This window comes from Enterobacter cloacae complex sp. IR53030 (assembly GCF_049238365.1).
Classification (GTDB): domain Bacteria; phylum Pseudomonadota; class Gammaproteobacteria; order Enterobacterales; family Enterobacteriaceae; genus Enterobacter; species Enterobacter kobei.
Genome location: NZ_JBMKHA010000040.1, coordinates 1 through 17,217 on the forward strand (window position 1 = coordinate 1; position 17,217 = coordinate 17,217).

21 protein-coding genes are annotated in these 17,217 nt (G+C 45.9%); all 21 read left to right on the top strand.

All coding sequences use genetic code 11. The features are described 5' to 3' along the window. Positions 1–292 precede the first annotated feature (292 nt). The 21 genes from ACOTXR_RS24155 (at position 293) to ACOTXR_RS24255 (ending at position 17,043) form a co-directional block, all read left to right on the top strand. A complete protein-coding gene (locus ACOTXR_RS24155) occupies positions 293–496 on the top strand; it encodes a hypothetical protein (RefSeq protein ID WP_012477421.1) in 204 nt (67 codons plus the stop codon). 32 nt (positions 497–528) lie between these two features. Continuing rightward, on the top strand, positions 529–780 hold the full coding sequence (locus ACOTXR_RS24160) for a hypothetical protein (RefSeq protein WP_000115760.1): 252 nt from the start codon (positions 529–531) through the stop codon (positions 778–780). 402 nt (positions 781–1,182) lie between these two features. Further along, on the top strand, positions 1,183–3,573 hold the full coding sequence (locus tag ACOTXR_RS24165; protein ID WP_176556462.1) for an Ig-like domain-containing protein: 2,391 nt from the start codon (positions 1,183–1,185) through the stop codon (positions 3,571–3,573). A gap of 433 nt (positions 3,574–4,006) precedes the next feature. After that, positions 4,007–4,477: a hypothetical protein gene (locus ACOTXR_RS24170; RefSeq protein WP_000170639.1), complete on the top strand. Its 471-nt coding sequence runs from the start codon at positions 4,007–4,009 to the stop codon at positions 4,475–4,477. Positions 4,478–4,526: 49 nt separating this feature from the next. Further along, positions 4,527–4,823, top strand: coding sequence for a type II toxin-antitoxin system RelE/ParE family toxin (locus ACOTXR_RS24175; RefSeq protein ID WP_000581857.1), 297 nt, complete (start codon positions 4,527–4,529; stop codon positions 4,821–4,823). 44 nt (positions 4,824–4,867) lie between these two features. Then, positions 4,868–6,013: a hypothetical protein gene (locus ACOTXR_RS24180; protein ID WP_000339750.1), complete on the top strand. Its 1,146-nt coding sequence runs from the start codon at positions 4,868–4,870 to the stop codon at positions 6,011–6,013. Positions 6,014–6,418: 405 nt separating this feature from the next. Further along, on the top strand, positions 6,419–6,796 hold the full coding sequence (locus ACOTXR_RS24185; RefSeq protein WP_000645320.1) for a hypothetical protein: 378 nt from the start codon (positions 6,419–6,421) through the stop codon (positions 6,794–6,796). Between the two features lie 91 nt (positions 6,797–6,887). Beyond that, entirely contained in the window at positions 6,888–7,316 is a 429-nt protein-coding gene (locus ACOTXR_RS24190; RefSeq protein WP_000069824.1) for a hypothetical protein, read from the top strand. 64 nt (positions 7,317–7,380) lie between these two features. Then, positions 7,381–7,638 (top strand): hypothetical protein, encoded by a 258-nt coding sequence (locus tag ACOTXR_RS24195; protein ID WP_001290639.1) that lies wholly within the window; start codon positions 7,381–7,383, stop codon positions 7,636–7,638. A 155-nt stretch (positions 7,639–7,793) separates the two neighbouring features. Continuing rightward, the gene (locus tag ACOTXR_RS24200; protein ID WP_000833775.1) at positions 7,794–8,402 is read left to right on the top strand and encodes a hypothetical protein; all 609 of its coding nucleotides are present in this window, start codon (positions 7,794–7,796) and stop codon (positions 8,400–8,402) included. A gap of 170 nt (positions 8,403–8,572) precedes the next feature. Next, entirely contained in the window at positions 8,573–9,823 is a 1,251-nt protein-coding gene (locus tag ACOTXR_RS24205; RefSeq protein ID WP_000104393.1) for a site-specific DNA-methyltransferase, read from the top strand. A 294-nt stretch (positions 9,824–10,117) separates the two neighbouring features. Next, positions 10,118–10,438, top strand: coding sequence for a hypothetical protein (locus ACOTXR_RS24210; RefSeq protein WP_000834113.1), 321 nt, complete (start codon positions 10,118–10,120; stop codon positions 10,436–10,438). Positions 10,439–10,680: 242 nt separating this feature from the next. Continuing rightward, positions 10,681–11,007: a hypothetical protein gene (locus ACOTXR_RS24215; protein ID WP_000556022.1), complete on the top strand. Its 327-nt coding sequence runs from the start codon at positions 10,681–10,683 to the stop codon at positions 11,005–11,007. Between the two features lie 65 nt (positions 11,008–11,072). After that, positions 11,073–11,330, top strand: a complete 258-nt coding sequence (locus ACOTXR_RS24220) for a hypothetical protein (RefSeq protein ID WP_001052325.1) — start codon at positions 11,073–11,075, stop codon at positions 11,328–11,330. Positions 11,331–11,559: 229 nt separating this feature from the next. Further along, positions 11,560–12,351 carry a hypothetical protein gene (locus ACOTXR_RS24225; protein ID WP_000774871.1) on the top strand — a complete coding sequence of 264 codons (792 nt, stop codon included), beginning with the start codon at positions 11,560–11,562 and terminating at the stop codon, positions 12,349–12,351. A gap of 50 nt (positions 12,352–12,401) precedes the next feature. Then, positions 12,402–12,851: a hypothetical protein gene (locus tag ACOTXR_RS24230; protein ID WP_000182312.1), complete on the top strand. Its 450-nt coding sequence runs from the start codon at positions 12,402–12,404 to the stop codon at positions 12,849–12,851. Between the two features lie 165 nt (positions 12,852–13,016). Beyond that, entirely contained in the window at positions 13,017–15,401 is a 2,385-nt protein-coding gene (locus tag ACOTXR_RS24235) for a phosphoadenosine phosphosulfate reductase family protein (RefSeq protein WP_000469469.1), read from the top strand. 249 nt (positions 15,402–15,650) lie between these two features. Continuing rightward, entirely contained in the window at positions 15,651–15,890 is a 240-nt protein-coding gene (locus ACOTXR_RS24240) for a hypothetical protein (RefSeq protein WP_001180999.1), read from the top strand. 62 nt (positions 15,891–15,952) lie between these two features. Next, the gene (locus tag ACOTXR_RS24245) at positions 15,953–16,264 is read left to right on the top strand and encodes a hypothetical protein (protein ID WP_000172888.1); all 312 of its coding nucleotides are present in this window, start codon (positions 15,953–15,955) and stop codon (positions 16,262–16,264) included. Next, positions 16,261–16,455: a hypothetical protein gene (locus ACOTXR_RS24250; protein WP_000159617.1), complete on the top strand. Its 195-nt coding sequence runs from the start codon at positions 16,261–16,263 to the stop codon at positions 16,453–16,455. The genes ACOTXR_RS24245 and ACOTXR_RS24250 overlap by 4 nt, the downstream gene beginning before the upstream one ends. A 54-nt stretch (positions 16,456–16,509) precedes the next feature. Then, complete coding sequence (locus tag ACOTXR_RS24255) at positions 16,510–17,043, top strand: HNH endonuclease (RefSeq protein ID WP_000241452.1); 534 nt, start codon at positions 16,510–16,512, stop codon at positions 17,041–17,043. Positions 17,044–17,217: the final 174 nt, after the last annotated feature.

A 17,217-nucleotide genomic window follows, 5' to 3' on the forward strand; every position in this document is an offset into this window, starting at 1 on the left:
ACCGCCAGCCCATTCCCCGGAGGAAAACATGGTCAGGCAAAAGTGTAGCGGTATTAGGCGCAGCTATTTAGCGGTAAACCATCAATTCAGGCCCGTGATCAGAGGGGCCTTAACGCCCTGAAAGAGGCGGTTCCAGCGACGGCACAACTACAGATGCGGGTTACCCCTGAACGTAAACTGCGTTACGTCAATCAGGCAAAGGCCGAAGGTCTGGGTCTAACAGACTGGGTCCAAAAGCATATGGATAACGTGTGTGATCTGGCAGGCCAGCCTGAAATAACCATGTACAAAGATGATGGAGAAACAAGTGGCCAAAAATAACAACAGTCTCAAACAGCATGTCTTCAATATGCTGTCGGCTGGCAGCGAACTTAAAGAAGTGAAGCGTTTTCTCACCAGCAAGCGAGTTAAAGCCCGCCTGGCAGTGTCAATGATCCACGAGCAGGCGATTGCTGTGCAGAACACTGAATACCAGAATTATCCGGCTTATAGCTAACTGGTAACAACAATTACAGAGAGATACTTAAAATGAGCGTAAACCCAGAATACACCAGGGTTCAGCATGTCCAGATTATTCGCGAGCGAGATGGGCAGAAGGAAGTTGTTCGAGTCTATGATGAAGATGGCGACGTGGTTCTGTGTTTACCTGCCTACATTCAGGATGAGGAAATAAATCTTATTCTGCGCCGGTTGAATGACGTATATTCAGTCGGATATCGTGTAGGTGATGCAGCCCGCCGCCGCGCCATCAAAAAAGCGCTGGGGGATGATGAGGAGTAAGGCCATTTTTACTGGCAAGATATCTGTATACCGGAGTCTTTAGAGTACGTTCTAATGGCTCCGGATTATTAATACTGTTTTACTCATGCAATAAAAAGCAAACCAAAATTCTTTCGCTAATTCATTTTTAAATGCTCAAATCATTAAATGTAAGGAGCGTTATTTATCAATAGGTATGGCGTTCTTAATGGCTATTAAGCTAGTTCTGCTTTCGCTTGCTTCTGGAAATTAGGGAAACCTAATTTTACCCTATCAAAAAGTAACTTTTCTGGTTTTGTTGCATTCACGTAAACAAAAAAAGTCCCGCCGGGCAGAAAAGAAAAACATCAAAAATAGCTATTTTCCCGAAAAGATCACGAACACTGAAAAAGTATCATGGGGAACCTGATCAGGAGACAACCCATGAAAATCAAACTAGCCCTGCTTATTGCATTTGCAGGTTTCAGCGCAGGAGCTTCCGCTGAAATCGCAGAATTCAGCTTTAAAGATACCCTGAACGTTAAAAAGACCGTATCGCCTGCATCCGTATGGATTAATCCGGTAACGAGCTTTGACGTTGCCGTTATTTCCGGTCTGGACCGTTATATTACGCTCAGTCTGCTGAAAAGTGACGGGAGCCTCATCTGGAGCACGAAAAGCAGCCTGGTTACCGTTGATGACCGTACCACATCTTCGACAGGCTTTGATTATTACGGCAAGACTCTGACCGTACCAGCGATGGGAGAAGATAGCTTCACCCTCAGAGAGGTGATTACCGACTTGCAAGGGAAGGAGGTCTCCCGGCAGGATTACCCGCTTGCAATTGACCGAACGCCTCCGGCAACGGGTACCATAAGTTATACGAGAAATGGGTGGAACTTTGGCAGCGAAGCGATCTTCACTTCAGTACCAGCCGGTATGCAGTACGCCAGCGTCCAGGCACTGGTCTTTAATGGACTGAGTGATAAAGGTTCCGGGCTTGCTAATGCTGAATATTTCATAACCGATGCCGCTGGAGTGGAGCGTAAAAAGCCAGCGGAAATTAATACAGTGGAAGGTAGCGTAACCGTTCAAGTCGCCGACGCAAGCAGCAATGCCCTGGCACCGGAAAACCGCTCTGAATATAAAGTGGGGATCTACCTTTATGACAAAGCGGGAAACAGGAGCGAACTAAGCCGCCGAAGCGTAATTGATCGGGTTAAGCCTGACGATATCATCCAGGTGCAGGACGCCACTACCGGATCATGGGTCTCCTATCAGTCTGGCATGACCGTCTTCCAGAACCCTATTTCCGTACGGGTATTAAGGAAGAAAAGTGACTTTACTGCTGTTAACGGTTCCAAATATGGCTGGGCGGACTCGAATTTCCAGACGTCCGATAGCACTTATAATATCTATACTTTCAAATACATATATCCAAATGTGGGGGATACTTATCATGAATTTCAGACTCTGGCGGGAGGAGTAAGACGAATTCATCATAACTCCCTCAACTTCACTCCAGCCCCGGCGATGGAAATAGCCCCGAAGATAGTGGCTAAAGAGATGTACCGGAGTGATACCAGTGAGTGGTTAACTCAGGCCTCAATCAGCGTTAAAACCGCCACCATTAGCCGCATAAAGGTAACCGCAGAACCCCGACCATACGTGCAAAAGTTCAGAACGGTAAAAAATGCAGCCTGGTTCTGCACTATTCCTGTCGGACAAAGTTTATGCGAGATGACGGTTAACTTCAACTACACCAGTGACAAAGGATTTGAGTATCTGCATCTTTACTCGGGAAAAGATGGTGACAGCATATTCGATGCGCTTGCTGGTAATTTTACGGTTATCTGGGATAACAACCCACCGGTGGTTAATGTCGCTCAGGTAAACAAGGCCTCCAAGACAATCACTATGACGGCCACCGATAATGATCGCGTCAACGCCTGGAACATCAGCTACTGGGATACCAAAGTTTTCGAAGCCACCCTTAAAAATGCCCGGGGGGAAACTTTCACCCTGAAGCCTGTGACTGTCAGTGAAAGCGATTATAAAACCAAAAACGCCACTTTCTCATACGCTGGTCTACCGGACGGGGATTATACGGTTGTTAGCGTGTCTGCCACGGATCTTGTTGGAAACACAGGAACCAAAACGCTTAATGCACCGCTGAAAATTGACTCAACGCTTCCGGTTATTGCGTTCAGCTTTAATGGCGCAGACGCAGAAGGAAAACTGGTTAAAGGGCTTGAGAACCTACGCATAAGCGTTACTGATGCCTCTGGGGATGCTTCCCTGATATCGCTTCAGCTCGCTGGTGGACCTAACTCTGAAAAGGTCACCCTTGCATTCACGCCGCTATCCAAGGATGTCTTTATTCCTGAATACCCCAGAATCTTCCCCAATACTGACGAATCGGGACAGATGTATCATCTGGAGGCTCTGGCTATTGACGAATCAGGTAACCGGACCACTAAAACGCTTAATTTTACCTACCAGCCAGCTAACCTGATTATGCTGGATAATCTCAAGACGCTGGCCACAGCCGTAGCACTGAAAGCAACGGACAACACGCCGCTGGCCATCATCCGAACCAGTGTGTTGCGTCGTCAGGACGGTTCTATCATTACCGGACAGTTAAACGGAACCCTGACTGTTCAGAAAAACGCCCAGTTCGGCGTTACGGTTGCCGGAGTTACGGTCCAGCCTGGTGAAACTAAATCGCTGTCACTGGATCTTGGTAATGGTGAAGAGCGCACATATCCCGTTACTCCCGCTGTAAGTGGTCAATCTGGCACGGCCACATTTGCTATAGAATTCCCTCAAACATAAACCCTACACAAGGGTACGGTAGTATGCCGTACCCTGTTACGCCATCCTCAATGTAAAATGTAGAGTTGAGCATGACTTAATTATTACTTTCTCATTAAGTGTCTCTTAAACTGCAAACGGGAAAGTAATATTCCCGAGACGGGAAGGACTCCTTCCTTTTGGTTATAATCTATGATGCTAAACTGTGTAATTACACCGGAACAATGTCCTCGTTTAAATCGCTGGCACCAGTACATGATTTATCCATGAATGCTTTTTGATGCAATTTTACTTCAGAATGCTCTTAATTTTTTAAACAAATTATATTTGAATCCTTCGTGTATAAATTTGCAGACCCTCTCTCAATGTTTTTTTAAAATATTTACTCTCAGGTTATTAGCCAGTAGATTCATTCTGTCATGATTACTCCAGAACTAACCGGAGGAATCACATTATGACCAAATATTATGATCGCAGTGGAATTGAAATCTCCAGCGCAAAAATCCGCTGTGTTGATTCTGTAAAAGGTACTGCGGAATATACTTTTCGTATTGTTTGCGATAAATGCAATGGGCGGGGAGAGCGTAAGCATTTTTATAGAAGTCGCTGTATGGCTTGTAAAGCCACGGGTTACAGCCTCGAAACGACCCGTACTGCTTACACGCTGAATGCGCTGTACCGCATTAATGCGCAAGCTGCCCGCAAAGTGTCAGCATCCCTGCAAGACGAGCGTTTAAGGACTGAAAGCGCCCACAGTTCTGCGTTCACAGCATGGTGCAGGTCTCATCAAAAAATGGTTGATGCAATCACCCAACAATCCAGTAGTAATAATTTTCTGGAAAGCCTTAAGTCTTCTTTAACCCACCAGCGTCAGTTAAGTGATAAGCAGCTGGCAGTTGCCGCCCGCATTTTAGGTATTCATTAATTCAAAGCCCTTTTAATTTAATTTTAAGGTCAATTATTACGGAGGAACTATGATCCATTCATTTAAAGACAGACGGCTTGAAAAGTTCTTCCGTAATGGAAAAACAACGGCAGGTATTCCTTCTGAAATTATTAACGCAATTCTGTGTCGACTTGAAACGCTGGATAATGTCCAGAGTGAGCGGGAGTTATTATCCAACAGCTTGCGTTATGAACGCTTAAGAATGACGTCAAACCGTTATTCCTCCATTCGAGTAAACTCTAAGTATCGATTATTCTTTGAATGGAATGATGGCGCACATAATGTTCATTTGTCTGCACATGACTATAAATCGCTCATCCATTAAGGTTAAAAATGAAGCTATTTTCAATTTCATCCCGGGATACAAGCATGGACGCGATGTTTTATATCCAGGCCAGTACTAAACAACAGGCAAGTTACATATTTAGTACCCTTTCCCCGAAGCCTACTGCGAACTGCCAGCTTACAGATTTGCAGAATGAGACGGTCGTCCCTTCCATAAGCCCTATTTCGCTTTCACTTAACCCCTGGTCGATCAATTCCCAGTCCCGAACCCGGGAACTGCGTATGGCCACGCATGGTCTTAACCTGATCTGTGCAGTCACGGATGAGCATACCCGTCAGATAGTTGACTTTTGCGATAACCTTGGACAGCAGCTTAAGGATCCGGACGACAAAAGCGCCTGGGTTAAGCTCATTAATTCTGAATGCGCTTTGCTTAATTCTCCGCGTCTCTATCCCGTTCTGCTTGAGCCGGATACACCGGCACAATTTGAAATCTTTGTGCCAGCTCCGGAAGATGGAGAACACGACACGGTCATAGCCAGCGTTGTTAAAGAATGTTTCGGAGATGAATGCCGGTACAGAGTAACGGACAAAGCTTTTGCAATGTCGGAAAAGCCAGTCATCAGGCTGGAAGCTCATTTCAATGACAAACGCGAAAAGGTTTTAGAACTGACCTTTTCCTGTTTCAATCTTTCACTCTCAGCGTCCGTGCATGAAAACCAGCTACGTCAGATTTTGTTACTTTGCGAAGACTTTGGCGTAAGGCTTCAGGGTAGAGCAGGGGCATCCTGCCACGTTAATATGCGCAGTGCTTACCGTCGTCTTGCTCATGTTGGCACCGGCTCTCGCCCAGGTGATGACAGTGATGTGCGGGTCTATACCTCGTTAAAAGAAGAAAAAGATGTTAAGAGGCTGCTTGATAAGTCAACCAGGGGAAGTGAGCTTGTACCGGCGAGGCACGGGCAGCAGTTTAACGGGGTCTTAGTGAATGCCACACCCGCATCGGCCACTACTGGTTTCATTTACCTTTCGCATGATTTTCCGGAAGGCCAGTTTATGATGACAGCCGAGGTGTTGCATGTTGGAATTACACCAGGCGGTATTTACTACATTGAAACACTGGACGGTTACCGGTTTATCGTGACAGCGTTTGAGAAGGGATTAATGAACGGTTTGAGGGAGTTTATAGCTGCAAATGAGGAATATTTTAAGTATTACCGCTGGTCTTAGTATCTGAGCTGAAACCGGTAGGCCAGGGAAGGCAACCGGGAAAATGCAATTTAACCTGATCCTATACCTACGACTATCTTTATCCACTTATAATAGCCTCACCAAATTATAATGCCCGATCACCGCATTTGCTTAAACCTCACATATTCTTCTTATGCTTCCCCTGATAATCTACGACCGAAAGACAAAGGAAAGTGAATACGAAATAAGATTTATGAGCACATAAAAGTTACTTTTCCTTGGTGGCACATCACAAACATTGTGGGTTTCATAATCCTTTTTGTTATTTAAAAAGGATGTGTTCAATTCTAATTAAAGGTGGTATTTTTTTTGAAAGTTTGCTGGGAGGTTATTAGCTGGGGGGATGGGTAACAGTATAATAAGTACAGATGAAAAGGAGGTTTTATGAAAGCGTTAGACGTGGTTTCAACTCAACTCAACTTTATTAATCTGTTGGATCAGGCAGGATATGCTCTTTCAGAAATTGTTGTAAAACGCTTCAGTGCTGCACCAGCCTTTAACGAAGGGCACTGGTTGTTCATTGCAGAGCAGGATAACCGCTACATTGAAGTGGTCTGTATTCTCTCTTTAGCTTCAGAAAGCGGAGAGCAGCATATTGATGTTTTTATTAATATGTTCGAAGACCCGATTGATGATGTTATTTCACGAAACATTGAAACCAAAACCTTTGCGACGCTTTATAAATACATTGAACGTATACCTTTTACTCCGGGTGTAAAGAAAGAATTCTTGAGCAGTATTGAGAACATCAATTTTAGTTAATCAAAAACCACAACTTTTTGCCACCAAGTTATTAGGTAATGCTATCAACCTGATATAATTACCTTAACATGAATATGAGCGGAGCCGGGTTATGTCTAATAATACTGAAGTCATTAGCTGTGATTTATTTTCAACTCTATCTTCACTTAATTTTAGCACCGAGGATATTACAGGTTTGACTCCGGCCAACTTTCGAAAGGGAGCTTTCTTACATGCAAAAATTTCTGCTAGCCAGGCCACGCGAGCGACTGATATTTCCATTCAATTACTCACGGATCGTGTTTCAGGTGAAATGAACTACGTAATAGTAATTGGCAGGCACGAAGGACTCCTGCAAAGCGAAGCAATTGACCCAAACGCTGATAAGCAATACCGGGAAAACCGTTATTCTCGCCATTTTATCTCAGTAACCGATGCCAATACCAAAGCCCTGAAAAAAACCTGCAAGGTAATGAAAACATATATCAAAGAGCAGGCATTTAAGCCTAACACCTGGGGGCACAGTTTCATTAAGGGTTGATTTATTCTTGCCCCGGTGAGCCGGGGCAACGCTAAATTAACCTCAAACTGTGCTGGAGGCACAAATGTCTGAAAAACACTTTATCGTTAAAATCCAGAACCGAAACGGCGACCATGAGAATAGCTATGTTCGGTTACTCGTCAGCGATTGTGAGAAAAATGCTTGCCAGACGGCACTCATTTCAGAGTGCCATGGCGAGCTTGAACAGCTGAGTTTTGAAGACGGTGGGGTTTACGACTACAACGGCGAAAATCACTACAGTGTCAGGAGCTGCGTGGAGGTTGCTCCAGAAGACGTTGCAACTTTGCAACGCTTCCTTTAACACCTGCGACATTTGATTAAATATCGGGCGTCCGCTACAGGATGCCCGTGATTTAAACGATTCCTCAAAGATCGCTGTCACTCCTGATAACTGTATTAAGAGCAGGTTTGTGATAGGTTCAGCGTAACAACATTACTGGAATTTTGGTTGCCTTGATGAAGAGCTGCTTTTCTGATTTACCCGTTAAAGACGGCACGTCCGGAACCTGGAAACTGGACACATTCGAAATTACCGCAGATAAGGCGATGAGCCTCGCCCTTCGTGCCGAGTATACAGGTAATACAGACGAGTTTATCCCGCCCGGTAGATATCGGCGTTTGTCCAACGGCTGGGATGTGGTGATGTCCAATACCCCGATGGAGATCAGAACCTGCCAGGATTTTTTAGAGCGAGCCACCGGGCGCGTGCTCATTAATGGTCTTGGTCTGGGGATGGTGCTTCACGCCATTCTTCAAAAAGAAGATGTAACCCATGTAACAGTAATTGAAAAAGAACAGGACGTTATTAACCTCGTTGCGGCCTCGTTTGCAAACGATCCTCGCGTTGAAATTATCCATGCTGATGCAATGATGTATTGCCCACCAGCAGGCGTCACGTACAACGCATGCTGGCACGACATATGGCCAGACTTCGCAACAGCTAACCTCTCACAGATGGATAAGCTGGAAATTAAGTACCGGGACATCTGTGAATGGCAGGGCTCGTGGGGCAGGGAGGAGTGTGAGCAAAAGCACATTGAGTTTCAAAATCTTGGGGCTGATTGAGTACAACTTTTGAAGGTGTCTCCGCTAAAGAAGACTGGGTCTCTTTGCGCATGCCCAGCTGTGCTGCATGACCTGACAAAGCCTATAAATAAACAGATCGGTTTGATTTAGTAATCCCCCTTCCAACCATCAGGCCGATATTTAAACTGCATCTCCATTAAGGATGGCTGATGAGCACGATTTCTACGGATTTAATTGCACGGATCTACGCAGCCTCCGAATTGCCGTTGAGCAACGACGAGCTTTATCGCGAAGTGCAGCGTGAAACTGGCATGTCGGATGCCGAATTGCACGAACTGAAAGAATTTGGGTCAGATAAAACCAGAACCAGCGGCGTCAAACACAAAGTACGCTGGTTTCAGCAGACTCTTCGGCAGGCCGGAGTCATCGAACGCGTTCCAGAAAAACGGGGCGTCTGGAGATACTCCTCTAAGACGAAAACAAACCTACACGAGTCATGGGAAAAGCTCTGTGTTGTCGGTTTCTCAACTTCTCTTGGGGCATCGGTTTTTGGAAACGCCTATGCCTTCTTCAGCAATATCACAGAGCAAATTCATCTTTGCCTGACCTCGCCGCCTTACCTCCTTCGAAATTCAAGAGACTACGGGCATGGCGGGGGGCGTGGCGAGCAGGTTTATATTGACTGGCTTCTGCGTATCCTCGAACCGATCGTGAAACAGCTTGTACCCGGCGCAAGTGTGGCATTGAATATCACTCAAGATAGCTTTAATAGGGGCAGGCCTTCACGTTCTCTGTATCTGGAGCGTCTGACACTGGCATTATGTGACAAGCTGGGGCTTGAGCTCATGGACAGGCTTCAGTGGGTGAATCGCAGTAAGCCCCCATCGCCAACGCACTGGGCATGTAAGCAACGAGTGCAGCTCTGCTCATCGTATGAGCCTGTGCTGTGGTTTACCAATGATGCGAGTAAGGTTCGTTCAAACAACTTACGTGTACTGCAACCGCATTCAGAGCAGCATCTTAAATTGCAGGCAGCAGGCGGTGAAAATCGCACGACCTTTTATGGTGATGGGGCGTACCAGCTTAAAAGCGGATCCTTTGGAAATAAAACAGAAGGAACGATCCCCAAAAATACTTTGTTTTACGGCAATAGCTGCGCTGATACGAGATTTTGCCATTCCATTGCCCGCGAGCTAGGTTTTCCGCTGCATGGTGCAACGTCTCCTACCAGGCTTGCAGCGTTTCTGATTGAGTTTTTGACAGAGCCGGGAGATCTTGTTGTAGATCCCTTCGCTGGCCTGCATAAAGTTCCCATCGCAGCCGAGCGACTTGGCAGACGTTGGCTGGCGACGGACAAAATCATGGAATGGCTGGCGATTTCCCGAAACCTTTTTACGGCCGCACCGGGATATAAGAGTAACCCCATGCTGGACGAGCTCGCCGAACTGTATCGGGCTTAATGCAAGTTAACGGTTTTGATAAAGTGGTTTGAAGCGACAAGCGGTTTATTCATTTTGCATTGTTTCTACCATAAAATGACAATATTAACGGCTTAGCATACGCCGCAGAGATAATTAGGGTGCCATTCATTTCCGGTTGTCTGTATTAACGAGTGTATTCAATATTCACTTGTTTCTCCGATATAGACCCAACAAAAAAAACTGATGGTTGTGATACAGAACTTGTTGAATTAACATCCGGTACATTAACTATATTGGTAATTTAGACGGTTTCTAAATTAAAGGTGGACAGATATGAAGTCAGATACAGAAATGGTTTCTCCTATCGAGTTGCACATTGGCGATCATGTCCAGCGGCATGGTGCTTTATTTGAGGTTATGCATATTGTTGAATCCGAATGCGATATTCCCGGCGGCATCCGGGTAGCAGCATGCATTTCACGGGTTATCGGTGACGTTACGGGCAATATTCCTCGTGGTTGGCTGGAAACACCGAAGCGTATGGCTGAGCGAGGAGTTAAGTGGGCGACGAGTCTGCCTGAGGGGCTTTACTTTAACATCCAGGGGAACGCACATGCGAAAGTAAGCCGGGTTATTCGTAATGTGACTAATTGAAACTTTTTTCTGAATTGCGGTGTAAAAGTTACTTTTCACCGCATCGTTTTCCCTAACTACTAAATCAGAGCTTCTCTGAAATAAGCGGATTTAACCGCTAGCGATTTATTCAGGCCATTTTATTCTAATCATTATCCTACACTTCAAAAATATTCATTATTTTTTCTTCTGACCTATTAGCCAGAATTCTCGATTCGGTATCATTTACTTACGGTAAATCTTTTGAAAACGAGGTAAATGGCATGCATTCTCAGGATCCTATCACGAAATTAACCCAGACGTTGCAACGCGACGATGGTTCTCAGGTTCGTATTGTAGCGCAGCGGGGATATGGAAGTGGGCTTACAGCCTCGCTTGATGTGTACGTTCTCCGTCGTGATTCCTCTGAAAGCAACTGGTCACTGTGCGGAAAAGATCCTCACCCAGAGTGGAGAAAGATGTCAGTAGATGAGTATCAGAAATTTGGACGCTCTGAAATGCTGCGTTATGCCACACCAGGTGAAATTCTCAGGGTGGCATCCGCTATTGGCCAGCCAATGAGCTTCCTCGATGGCAACCCTGCGTTTTAGCCCGAACCCTGGCGACGCCTTTTAAACCGGCGTCATTCTTTTTACGAGCAACAGACGGAGAAAAAATGAATCTGAACGAACGAAGCACGAGCGCAGCAACGCCAGATTTGAGCCGACTTTATCTCATTTCCGGGCGCATTATGTTTGATGATGATGATCAGGCCTACCTGGTCGAAGCCGACTCCCCTGGTGATGCAGAGGAGGCTTTCCGGCATCATATTGCTGACAGTGCCGACGACTTAGAAAAGGTGATTATAGTTTCCTCTACAAGTTTCGCTTCAGCTCACAGCAGTCGCGTAATTTGTCGGCCTGCCGTGAAGTAATTTCAACTTCCAATGATATTTCCCTCTTTATAAAAGCCGCCGTCTGGCGGTTTTTATTTGCAAAAATGAATATTAATCCTGAATGATATTAATTTAAGATGAGGTAGTGTTCATATTCTTCTTCTTAATATTTTTTCTAAAAAAACGCCTTCAGGTTATTAGTTGGTATTAGTGTATTTGTTATGATCTTCTCATCAAATACATTAATTAAATAATCAAGGAGTCAACTGTGGCAGATAATTATACTCAGGCGTCGTTTATTATTCCCTGCACTCAGGAGCAGGCAAAAATGGCACAAGAAGCAATCACATTCGTTACCGAAGCAGAAATTGCAGAAGGTGAGCGTTTGCTTGATAAGCCACTGACAGATTGTTCTCTGACTGAGAAGCTGATCCTCAGTATTATCGAGAACCACCCTGAGTATGACCCTTCTGAGCCGAGCTTTGGGCAACCATCCTGCCCAGACTGCAATTATGAACTGTTGTTCGCAACAGAAGTTACCAGCAGTGGGCTGGCAGTTTTTCATGGAGAGACCATTGATCTTGACCATGCAATTTGCCTCACAACTGCCGTGCTGTCGGTATTCGACCTCTCGGAAATGGTAACAATTACTGCTGCATTTACATGCAGTAAAAGCCGGACAGATGAATTTGGGGGTATGACTATTCTGGTCACAAAGGATACCCACTATTACCAGGATGGCTGTCAGTTTTCTCGTCTCATGAATGAGGCTCACAAAGCCGGTATCCAGTATGCTCTGTGTAAAGTGACGCATTACCACGGTGAGAGCAGCTATGTGGCAAGCTATGTCCTGAGCTGCGACGTAGCGGATTCAGCCCAGGAGGTCGTTAACAAACGACTGAAGGCATGTGCCGGAAAAGAGCCAGAAGACGGAATCTATATTCTGTGTGAAGAAGACAACACTAGTCTTTCGGTCGAACTCGTTACAGAACTGTCTCCGCTCGATTACGACAAGCTGAGCAAGCTTCTCCCTTCCCTTGACACCCTTTGCGGCGCTTAAGCCTGCCAATTACCGTAGCCACCGGTTTCCCCGGTGGCCTGGAGCCTGCCATGACCAATAAATTCATAGTTTCTACCGTTGATTGTATCAATGAATTTGCAAGTGACGTTCCGCAGAGTGTTTCCTTACGGATAGATACAATGCTTGAACAGCGTATCCGCAAATTGGCGGCATACGTGAAAGAAAACGATCTTCATTTAACTGAGTTTTACTTCTATGACGCTAACTGGTCATTTTGTGGTGAAGATGAAATTCAAGAAATAAAAGACATGGATGAATATAAGCATAGCGACAGCATAAAGCAGGAAGCGATGCTGCGGGAAGTAATGCCATCAGCACGTACGGAATGCCCGGTTATTAGGGTGATGAAAGATTCATTTCAGCTTTCAGCTCTACCACGCCATTGTGGTGATGACATGACTCTTAACACTCCTTTTATTCCGCTGTCTGAGTTGAAAACAAATAATACGGCATTTATTACGCCGCCAACCTATAACTAATAGCTGTGCCGGGTGATTAAATTACAATGGATTATTTTTATATATATTGACATTAAATCCGCGTGATTTTGATTTAATATAATTTCGCTAAATGGTTGCGCTGTAGTTATTTTAAAGTTCTAATAATATCAGTGATGCAGCATATACCGTGGTTCAGGAAAATATATGTTTATTGAAAAAAGCGACTCATTCCTTGAATTATCCTCAGAAGTTATTTTTCCTGAGGCGGCTAATGCTGCCATTTTGAAACATGATAAATGGGCGGATGTTTGGGAGACCCTGACAACCGATGCCGATCTGAACTATACCGATGAAAAGGAGACTGTGAGTCTTTCTTCTCTGGTCATGTCAGCCACATCTGCTATTTATCAGGCTATTACGGACGGCTGGACAATGTGCGTGGGATACAGTGGCGGCAAAGACTCCCATTCTCTTCTGCACCTGTTTCTGATGGCATTGATCAGGGCAGTACGTAACGGCACAAATATCAGCGAACATCATTTCATTCAGATGTCCGATACGCTGATCGAAAACCCTGAGATGCACTATCAGGCTTCACAGGTTCTCAACCAGCTCAGAATGTTCATTGCTGAACACCAGCTACCGGTCACAGTCCTTGTCGCCCGACCGTCTCTTACGCAGAGCTGGGTCGGCCGCATTCTGACTGGGCGCGGACTTCCGACCTGGACTAATTCTTCTACCCGACAGTGCTCAACCGACTACAAAATCGCGCCCCTGCGCCAGGCCAAAGCTCGTTACCTGAAAAACGCCCCGGCATCCGTTCGAAGCAGGGTATGCCTGATGCTGGGCTCCAGGGATGATGAAAGTGCCCGAAGGGCCGGAAATATCCTCAAAATGGGAGGGCAGGCGAGGAAAGTAACCCTGACTGAGCACGGTGGTGAACTCTATCCGGTAAAGGAGTGGCGCACTCAGGACATCTGGTCTTTTCTGATGGCCTGTGGTTCCGAATCACGCTTCCCTTTACCAAGCTTTATGCCGGATAACTTCAGCCTGGCAACGCTTTATAAAGACGCCACCGGGGAGTGTATCTGGTCGCCGGAGAAACCCACTCGAACATCAGCTTGTGGGGCTCGATATGGGTGCTCGCTTTGCACAGCAGTAGGGGTTGACCATTCAATGGAAACGCTCCTTCGAACTGACCCGGAGAAATACGGTTATCAGGCTGGCCTGAGTCGTCTTCAGCGATTTCTTTCTAAGATCCAGTACGACTGGAGCCTGCGGGATTATATCGGTCGTAAAGTGTTCGAAGGCGGATATGTGCGTCTTCAACCCAATATCTTTTCTTCGTCCCTGACTGAACGTCTTTTTCATGCCTGTTGCAGCCTTGATTATGTTGAAGCAAGACGTGCGGCAGAGCATCGCAGAAAGCTACTTTCCGGCGAGGTTGACGATACGGCTTATAACCGTCGTATGGCTGAGCCACAATTTCGGCTTGTACAGGAAGCAAACGTGATCCACGTTGATTTCCTCTGGTCGTTGCACTGTTTCAACCCTCGCCCGTTTCGGGCAATTGAGATCTATCGCAGGGTCTGGGAAGAGGCCGATCTGGACCTTCTTGAGGATGAGCCTGACATGCAGCCTGTGCCCCGTACACCAATGCCAGCTCCACTCTGGATGAAACTGCCCGGAGGCCGGTTCGGTACAGCTTATGATGGACTGACTGATACGTTGCCGCTGATGACCTATTTTGACGGGCAGGCTGACCCCAGGGCTTCACGTAGCCTAAAGACCGGAGAGAGCAGTTCTGTCGTCGTGGCATTCGAGGAAGAGGATGAGCTGACTGTTGAAGAAGATACGGCGTCCTGGATTATCTGGCATGAATACGACGGGTTACGCCAGCGCATCGCTGACGGTGAGTTTACTCCAACGACTGCTGCTCAGTATCTTCTTCGTTATGGCGCGGTCCGAATTTCAAAAGGCAAGGGCGCTGTCTATCATCGTCTCGCACAACGGGGACAAACCTTTTCCCGCCTGGGGATAGGCGACAGAGTGTCGCTTCCAGAGCTGGTTGCCAGTCGGCGTTTTAAAATACTCAGTGATTCTGCATACCGTCAGGTTGTAGCCCGGAAATTGCGTGGACAGATAAAAAAGTTCAGATTCTGGGCATGCGTAGCTGCCTGTGTTCAGTTGCACGTACACAACAAGACGGCACTCGGAGAAAGAATTTTAACGTTACTCGAAGGTGAGAGGGAACAGCAACAAGGTGCGATCCAGGCGAAGCTGAAGGCGGGAATGATGGATGCAGTTCTAACTCTGTGTAACCAGCGACTCCGGGTGAAAGAAAATACTAACCAGCCAGAGGAGTTCCGCTATTACCGTGCCGTAAGAGCTCGTTTCATGCGCCATTTATCTGAATGCCTTAAGCCAGAAAATGGCGGCGTTATCCGTGACGTTATCTGGGAACTGAGGGTGCTGAGCAGTGCTCACGGTACGACCAAAACAGGTTTTTACTATGTCGATAGCAATCGCCCGACAGCGAAAGGACTGTTAAACCGCCTTCTGATGAGGATGGTCAAGCAGGTCGTATAAGCGTCTGAAACGCGAAACACACGAAAATGGAGGGGTTATACAAAAAAAACTTAGCTTTGATCGTGATGTAATGTGGACATCATGTCCAAGCGTTGCTGCATCCAGAAAAGTAACTTTAATCCTGTTGATACAGCCCTTGCATTACCTGTTTACGCATAGCGTGGAAACGTTCTAATTAAACCAGACGAATATAAATTTAAATTAATTCACTCACCCCCGGAATCGGGGAACTAAACAAAAGGATCATCAATGCAAAATCAAAATACACCCGCTCAGGAAAAACACACCGTATACCTTTTTAATGCCGAACATGCTGACAAGACAGCCGCCAAGCAAGCCGGGAAACTCTTCACGCTGGACATTGAACACCCAATGACCCTCAACGATCTCTCGCTGCTGTGTGAGTCGGTCGCGGACGCTGTGGGAGCACCTGGCGGAATTAAATATGAAATCACAACAGAGCCTAATGGGGTTCAGGAGGAATACTGAATCAGTGTGGTGTGAGTCCATTTTAATTTGACGTTTCATGAGTTCTATCGAGAGGCTGAAGTATGACTTTGAAAATGGAAAGTTCCCGGACTTCCAAGCCTGAGGGGCCATTTGTATTAATCACTTTTGAGGGGGACGAATTTCTTTTTGATGACAGACATAATGTCGTCAAGATAAATGGCAGGCCTAAAAAAATGGATGTAAAGCGAAATTATTTTGAGTCCGATCTGGGAGAAGGGAAAGCGAAATACTGGACTTTAAATATCGAAGAGGCTCATCGGTTCAATTCGATTGATGAAGCGACAGAACAACTTTGTAAACTGAGTCGCCCTCATCTGATCAAAATTCGCAAAGTTGAGGGGGTATCTGAATGACCAAAGAGATGTTTTTACGCATTTTAAATGAGGCACAGGCTCGTGTGGATAACGATTCGCTTCCGCTTGATGTTCGTATCCGGTCACGCACCACGGTAAATGATTGCGTCATCCGGGCAGATAAAGAGGGGTGGCCTATTGAGTATAAACAGAAGGTCTGGGTAGATGCAGTCAGTGGCTGTTATCTTTAGCGGTTACTTAAGCCAGTTCCTGTGCCCGTGAGCTTAGTAAAGGCGGAAAATGATATGGTCAAGGTGATAAATATCAACGGGAATTTAGTTGAATTACCTGAGCCCTCAGCAAAGTTATCCAAAGCTGAATCACCTGATGGTAGGTTCTCAAAACCTAAAAATAAGATCTCTAAAATACAGCGAGCTGAGCTGCGAATGAAATTTGGGGGGCGTTGTGCCTATTGTGGTTGCAAGCTTCCTGAAAAAGGGTGGCATGCCGATCATGTTGAGCCTGTTCGACGCGACTTTGAACTGGTGAGAGCCCCTGTCGGCAGCGGCGTAACTCATGTTGCCCGAAGTACGGGTAAGGTTATGCACCCTGAACTGCATGCTATAGAAAACTTATTTCCATCATGCGCCCCCTGCAACCTTTTTAAAGGAGCTTTTAGTGTTGAAGGAATGAGAAAAGAAATTACCAAACAGGTTGAACGGGCTCGCGCATATAGCGTGAATTTCCGTACCGCAGAACGTTTTGGGTTGCTTCATATTGTAGAAAAACCGGTCGTCTTCTGGTTTGAGCAGTATAACGAACAGAAACAAAACGAATAATTTCTGTGAAACATAAAAGAAGTTAATCAGCAGTGGTTTACTAATTAAAGAGTGATTTAAATATTTTGATGCTGCTGAGGAGCTGCCTGGTATATCCTTCAAAGGGCTTTGTTGAATAAATCAGATTTCGGGTAAGTCTCCCCCGTAGCGGGTTGTGTTTTCAGGCAATACGCA